This window comes from Rhizobium ecuadorense (assembly GCF_001187535.1).
Classification (GTDB): Bacteria; Pseudomonadota; Alphaproteobacteria; order Rhizobiales; family Rhizobiaceae; genus Rhizobium; species Rhizobium ecuadorense.
The window spans coordinates 1-213 of sequence record NZ_LFIO01001108.1 but is presented as its reverse complement, the minus strand read 5'-3'; the positions used below and the strand labels follow the sequence as shown (position 1 = coordinate 213).

The following is a 213-nucleotide window of genomic DNA, read 5'->3' as shown; positions in this document are numbered from 1 at the left end:
GGCTCCAGCCCTTCGGAACGAGGCTTTGTTCGAGGAAATGCTGGCCGATCGATGCGATGCTGGTGATTGCGAGGTACCAGATCGAGGCGACGAACAGCAGTTCGATCACCAGGAAGTTCCGGGCGTAGATCGCCTGTGCCTGGGTCAGCAGATCCTGCATCCCGATAACGGAGACGATGGCGCTCGCCTTTAGCATGCCGATCGCCTGATTGC

General features: G+C 59.2%; 1 pseudogene. It reads right to left on the bottom strand.

Going from position 1 to position 213, the window contains the following annotated elements:
• Positions 1-213, bottom strand: a pseudogene (locus AF337_RS24205) (amino acid ABC transporter permease); the annotation flags it as partial.